At 35.9% G+C, this 6464-nt stretch carries 6 protein-coding genes; all 6 read right to left on the bottom strand.

The genetic code is table 11. The annotated features are described in order from the left end of the window. Positions 1 to 559 (bottom strand): DUF4167 domain-containing protein (locus tag ACFIKN_RS01970; protein ID WP_375657828.1); only part of this gene is annotated, 559 nt, incomplete at its 3' end. A gap of 1690 nt (positions 560 to 2249) precedes the next feature. Next, positions 2250 to 2693, bottom strand: a complete 444-nt coding sequence (locus ACFIKN_RS01965) for a hypothetical protein (RefSeq protein WP_273791315.1) — start codon at positions 2691 to 2693, stop codon at positions 2250 to 2252. Positions 2694 to 3611: 918 nt separating this feature from the next. Further along, positions 3612 to 4409, bottom strand: coding sequence for a hypothetical protein (locus tag ACFIKN_RS01960; protein ID WP_375631408.1), 798 nt, complete (start codon positions 4407 to 4409; stop codon positions 3612 to 3614). 90 nt (positions 4410 to 4499) lie between these two features. After that, on the bottom strand, positions 4500 to 4826 hold the full coding sequence (locus tag ACFIKN_RS01955) for a hypothetical protein (RefSeq protein ID WP_273791313.1): 327 nt from the start codon (positions 4824 to 4826) through the stop codon (positions 4500 to 4502). Positions 4827 to 5524: 698 nt separating this feature from the next. Further along, on the bottom strand, positions 5525 to 5890 hold the full coding sequence (locus ACFIKN_RS01950; RefSeq protein ID WP_273791312.1) for a hypothetical protein: 366 nt from the start codon (positions 5888 to 5890) through the stop codon (positions 5525 to 5527). A gap of 138 nt (positions 5891 to 6028) precedes the next feature. Next, positions 6029 to 6316 carry a hypothetical protein gene (locus ACFIKN_RS01945; RefSeq protein WP_273791311.1) on the bottom strand — a complete coding sequence of 96 codons (288 nt, stop codon included), beginning with the start codon at positions 6314 to 6316 and terminating at the stop codon, positions 6029 to 6031. Between the last annotated feature and the right edge of the window lie 148 nt (positions 6317 to 6464).

The following is a 6464-nucleotide window of genomic DNA, read 5'->3' as shown; positions in this document are numbered from 1 at the left end:
GTGTTTTTTTGACGGGTTCAACATTTTTCTCAGAAAGACTGTGCTCTTGATCTGTTTTTCCATCCGATAGAGCCTCTAAAGCGTTTTCACGCGCATCCCCATTTTGCGCTTTATCATATTGGCCATTGCCATTTTTTTGCGACGACATTTGTAATACATCTGTATCACCCTCAACAGTATCCTTTTTTTCACCGTCAAGATTTATTTCACCGCATTCTTGCCCATTGTTTTCATCACGATTTTCGTTTTCATCACCTCGATTTTCATCACGCCGAACCGATTGAGACATTTGCCCAGCTGCTGCTAAAATAATACGCAAATAGTGCTCGGCATGTTGTAAATAATTTTCCGACATAACACGATCGCCTGCACCTTGTGCATCACGCGCAAGGCTTATGTATTTATCAGCAATTTGCTGAGCATTCCCGCGAATTTTAACATCCGGACCGCTACTTTCATAATTGCGAGACAACGGATTAGGACCGCGACGATTATTATTGTTATTACCATTATTGTTATTATTGCGACCGCGTACCCGTCTATTTTGTTGTGGCCTCATCTTTATCCCTTTTTGGAGTGTTTGTCTTATTGTGTGTCTTAATTGACGCTTCCTCATTACATTATCTTTTGATAATGCTGATCATTTTTAACATACGATTATCAAGCTATCCGCGTTTATTTCACTCAAACGAACCCTACTGATATTGATAAAAGCATATATTTTCTTGAAAATCACAAAACAGCAGGGAAATCGTAAATCAAAAATTCCCTTTTTCTCTGTCAAACAGCAGAAATCTAATGATGTTCACGTAAAATGCCAAGTGTTTTTTTTAAAATAAACCATATTTCACTAAAAAAATAATTATCTTGTGGAAAACAAAAAGGAAAACACACACACAACATACCTGACAAAGAAAAAATTCCTGCCAGAGAATATTAGAAGCTTCCTTTTTTGCTCTAAAACCACAGCTCTTAAAAACGCCGATATTCTCTACCCCTCGTGCATTTAAACCACAAGCACTTCCATCCCAACGAGTCACTGCGCGAACCTCTTTATTTTATAAATATAGCCTCTCTTCATCGCTAAAGCAACCCCTTGCGAGCGATAATCCACGATCGCTTCACAAAACCTCTTGATTTTTATAGATAGATTAACACGAAGTATTATTCAAGCCCTATAATCACCAAGAGATCAATCTTCTTTTCCAAATAAGCTAACGATACTATCAATTTCTATTTTAACCCATAGAGTTTTTAAGTTAATCACAGTTTTTATTTATAACAAATTGAGCTTAAAAATAAAATATTTAAATACAAAAAAATATTAAATTATGAAAAACCCGACCAATATATCAAACTTTTTTTAAAAAATCAGTTTCTTCTCAACAAAATACCCTCCTCAAAGCCTATCAATAAGAATGGCCTAACGCATTTCCTCACTTATCTTTTCTGATAAAGTATTTTCTGATAAAGAAAACTAGAATTATAAAACAAGCACATTTGTAAACCCAGCACAGCGTTTTACGCATGAAGAAGCCTTGAATGTTTATAAAAGGAAGTTTTTTTACTCATTTTAGTCATGTCTATTGACTTACCCCCTCAAAGAACGAAGATTCTCGAGTCACACTGGTCTGTCAACAATGAAAATTCTTATAAAATTCGTACAGTGAATTGGTTTATAATGATAATTCATATTTGTTGTGTTGAGTAAGAAAACTTAATACCGTAGGATTTTTCATTTTCTATCTGTTTGCTGTTGAATCAATCTCTTTTTCTTGCATGTTACACGTGGGAAAACCTGCGTGGAGTAAAAACAATAAAAAAGACTTAAAGTACCTCTTATGAACCGTCTCTAAGGCTAAAGGGCTGTCGAGAGGCACCATTGGGAGCAAGCAAAGTGTGAGATAGTACCGGCTTACTCTTTTTCAAACCATAAAGATGAACATACTCTATAAATTTTATATATTTCATGAGGATTATACCATTCACTAAAACCATTATGAAATGGATTTCCCACACTCGTTATTTCCCTTTAAAAAGCGCAACAAATCCTCCTGAAACTCTACCACGCCCTCCCCTTAAACATTTCAAGACGGCATCCATACCTTATGTCGCCACACCTTAAATAAGAAGTGCGATATAACAAGATAAATAAATCAGGTTGCTATTGGTCTTGAGGCAGATAGTCATTTAAGAGGCTTTTATTTTTTTATAAAAATTCGCTTCCTTTTAACTTTCCGTATAAAAACTTAAAAGTAATTGCGCCTTTTGCCTGTTTTATTTTCTTTTTCATTGAGAAAACAGTCTCGTAAGAGAAAATAATTTCCATCCCCAGGACGGACCATCGTCAAACATTGTTTTTTAGCACTATCAGAAAGCTTATCCCACATTTCACGAATAGCAAAATAGGCCTCACTTTCCAAATTAAGACAATGCTGATAAACTTCTCTTTTCATATCGGGCATAACGGAAGCAGAAATTTCCTTGCAATATACGCGCAGATCAAAAACAGGAATAACCAATTCAACGGGTGCTTGTTGTGTTACTTTTTTATGAGAAGAAAAATAACTAACCACCTTAGCAACAACAAAACACAAAAACACTATACAAAAAAGTATTATGCAAACAAAAGCAATCTTGCGATATAATCTTTTGAAATAAGCCTTTTGTCTTGCTCGGATTCTTTTTTCCATAAAGATTGTACCCTTTAATATCCCAAGAGAAGCTTTTACAGCAAAAAATGATAGAAGTATTTGTGTATACAATACAGGTTATAGCAACAAACGATCAAGACTCTTATGTCAAAAGCCCCTCTTTTTTTATCGTATAATTCTTATCGTATAAAATTCTTGTAAAATACTTTTCTCATACCCTTTATGAAAAAATAGGGCTGATGATTTTCTCTCACCACCTTTAAAGACGAAGATTCTTCATCCATGCGGATCTATAAACAATTCGTCTTCTTTAAGACATGTCATATTGATTTATAAAGAGTATTTATTGTTTTGCATGTTGAATGAGAGACCCGAACACCATAGGATTCTCTCATTTCAAACCTGTTTATGTTAAATCAACCAAAACCATGTTGCTTACAAGTTACAAGCGTAGCTAGCATGTGGATTAAAAACTGTATAAGAAAGGCATATGCCTCTTATGAAGCGTCTCACGAACCAAGGCTGTCGTAATATTGGGAGCGAGCAAATACAATGATGGTGCGGGCTTGCCTCTACATAAGCGTAAAGATGGGAGTGCTCAATGGATTTACCGTTATTCACCACACAAACACTTCATATATAAAATCTTACACGCCTTCTATCACCGCACTCTCAAAAGGCAGCACGACAACAAGATAAGAAATTATTGATGTAAAACTCCAAACAAAGAAAAGAACGGACTTTCTAATCGAGATCAACAAATACTGTTAAATCAACGCTTCCATTTTTGATGATGTCACACCTATGCTTTATAGCACCCCTATCACACTTCATAATACCGAAAAATTTTCTCTGCCCTACGCACTATGCGCATCAGAACCAATCAAATAAAACAGAAATGCGCTATCTCCCTACTTTTTTGTTTTTGATTAAATAGCAAGATATAGCTGTAATTCTTTAAAGAGCTTCATACCATAGATTCATTTTATACATAATATCATCAACAGAATGTTTGTATGTGCTGCAGGAAGAATCCCCAGAACGCTCCATATGACCACTGGATGAAGAGCTGTTACAGGATTCTACAAGAAATGCCAGTGACATTGGAGATAACGCATCCTCGCTATCAGAATAATAAGCTGATAAAAAAGTGTAATCTTGTGAAGGAAGTGTCCCCGAATTTACTTGTGATGGAGCGGCAACAAAAAGAGAATTAAAGGTTCTAGGACCAATGACAATATCACCATTCGCTTGCTGCATAATACTTCTTGCAGAGTATATATGATTTGTATTGATTGCCCCCAGCGAAGCCCATTCATCCTGCCATAAATATGCATAATAAAGATCCATAACTTGTTCATGTTGAACAACGTTGTCAGCAGACATGGCTGTATCAAAGAGTGAGTTAGGAACATAATAAAAATTTATATCTGGAATAATTTCATATAGCCAGTACGTTTCATCAGGATTATTAGCAATCTGTTGCCGCGCCATTCTGTAAACTGCATCCATATTTGCAGTTGTAGACACAAATGCTGAAGTCTGTTGAGCAATAGAGTGCCCAGTTACATGATGTATGATATCCTGATCATCCCCCCAAGGGGCAAAACCTCCTCCAAAGAATATAACAGATGGAGAGCGATCATCTATACGGAAAACCATATGGGGAGGATCAATAGCATATGACAGATTTACATCTGAAAAGAAAAAAAATAAAACTGTCACTAAAAATACTGAGAATGCTCTTTGAAACATTTTTATACCTTTGATATACACTCCATATTTTATACCTGTAACCTCTTGAAGCGTTACAGATATAAAAAGGGAGAAAAACCCCTATTGATCTTATTTTAAAGTGATGGCTAAAACCCTTTTTGCTGGCACATGACCCGCTTCAAAAATAACCATTACTTTTCTGTTCAAAATGACTGCGGTTTTTGCCAAATCCAAAATACTTTTTCCAACAATGTTATCACAGCCCCAAATACCTTTTTGAATGTCTGAAGTAGGGCTGATACCGTATCTGAGCTCTAGGCGACATTGTGCTCCTGCGCTAACGACTTGAACCGAATTGAGATAACCGTTTTGTTCATAAACTCCAGCATGAGAAACACCTGTTGTTAATGCTATCATCACCAAAACAATGGATATTTTTTTCAAAAAACTTTTCATAATTTACCTCTTTTAAATTTATTGCAACGGACATGAAATGCATCCCCATGCAATCTAATGGATATTTTTAGCCTCCTCGCCTCCTTAAAGACGAGAATTTTGACCAGCTTTAGCCCGTGATAAGGCTGCCTCATCTCAGTCTATTCTGACCCCTACCCCGCTGTTGCACGATTTATTTTACAGGCTCTACAGCAAAGCCTTCCCTTATTGGTGCCGCGTGAATGATGACTTATTCACACAACAAAACATCGCATGCACAAGCTCTATCATTGGCAATACTACCACTGAAAATGTCTGCCATTGTTAATGTACGTGCATTCTACGGATTCAAAATGTGTCTATGATTTATTGCCTATCGCAAGCGGCATACTGTCAACAAAGACAATTAAGACAAGTATTTACAGCCTCACTACGCTTAAAATCTTTCTAACACCAAACGCTAGAATGAAATTGCCATCTAAGCTCAAACGACGATTGATGCAAAATTACTCAGTTTAAAATAGAAAAAACTGTAGTTGAATATCTTAAGATAGATCCTCAATACCGATCACTCATGAATTCTGTAAAACATGAACGATTATACTCTGAGTAAAAACTGTAAATCAGAAAACTGCTAGGGTTAAAATAACCTTAGTGTAGAAGATTGACCATTTTCCAAGCATCACTTATTTAAGTCACAACGAATACAGATAATACGCTTAATTATCACGCACTCTCAGCCCTCGAATAACATTGATTGGATAGTTACTTCTGTAACAAATATCAACGAATTGCGATGTACTGTAAGCTCTATAGGCCAGCTCAACAATCTCAGGACTTTGAATATGAAATGTTCTTCCTGTAATTTGTGACATTTCTGGCTCTTCTGTAGGCCTCGTTTCCAAAACAGAGAGAATATTTACCCCTTGCAAATTTTTATATGGAATGACAGAAATATTATTGATGATTTGTGATCGAACCATTGTTCCGCCGATATCTGAACAATCATCTGAAATAGTCCTCAAACGTGCAGAAGCTGGTCCAGTAAGACACAAAGCTAAAAATATTAAAATCAATTTTTTCATTATAGAATACCTCTTTTTCATTTTTGGTTGATCAAAAAAATAAATGCTCTATGGACAGGCAAATAACTATCCTGTTCACAACTATCTATCTCACTGCTTTAAAGGAGCTAAATCCCATAGAGACACAAATCGAGATGGTTAATCACCCATCGTTTTACTTTTATCCGCTTCTTCAGCGTCTTGTTTGTGTTTCACATCTTCAAGATCTTTGATAATCGTTTTCAATTGTTGTTCTAAAATATCCAAACGCTGTGTAAGTTGGAGAATATTTTGAGTCTGTATTTTATCAAAACATTGGAGATCTTGACGTGTTTGCTTCAACAGAGCATTCAAAGGAGCATGTCCCATTCTTCCGCTAGCATAAAGAACCACACGAATACATTCCGGATCATCAATATCAGCAATAGAAAATGGAAAAAGTGCCATTATATCCCCCTTTTTGATAAGCTAAACGCGTATTAAGCATTTGAATATCTTTTTCCGTTGTACGGCTCTTGCATTCTTCAAGACAATCTCAGACAATCTCAGACAATCTCAGACAATCTCAGACAATCTCAGACAATCTCAGACAATC

The sequence above is a fragment of the Bartonella sp. CL436QHHD genome, from assembly GCF_042195105.1.
Lineage (GTDB): Bacteria > Pseudomonadota > Alphaproteobacteria > Rhizobiales > Rhizobiaceae > Bartonella.
Note: the sequence above shows the minus strand (reverse complement) of the source record. Positions and strands in the feature narration are given on the sequence as shown.

Coding starts and splice junctions, on each gene's coding strand:
- ACFIKN_RS01965 (WP_273791315.1), bottom strand. CDS start 2,693: ATGGAAAAAAGAATCCGAGCAAGACAAAAGGCTTATTTCAAAAGATTA.
- ACFIKN_RS01960 (WP_375631408.1), bottom strand. CDS start 4,409: ATGTTTCAAAGAGCATTCTCAGTATTTTTAGTGACAGTTTTATTTTTT.
- ACFIKN_RS01955 (WP_273791313.1), bottom strand. CDS start 4,826: ATGAAAAGTTTTTTGAAAAAAATATCCATTGTTTTGGTGATGATAGCA.
- ACFIKN_RS01950 (WP_273791312.1), bottom strand. CDS start 5,890: ATGAAAAAATTGATTTTAATATTTTTAGCTTTGTGTCTTACTGGACCA.
- ACFIKN_RS01945 (WP_273791311.1), bottom strand. CDS start 6,316: ATGGCACTTTTTCCATTTTCTATTGCTGATATTGATGATCCGGAATGT.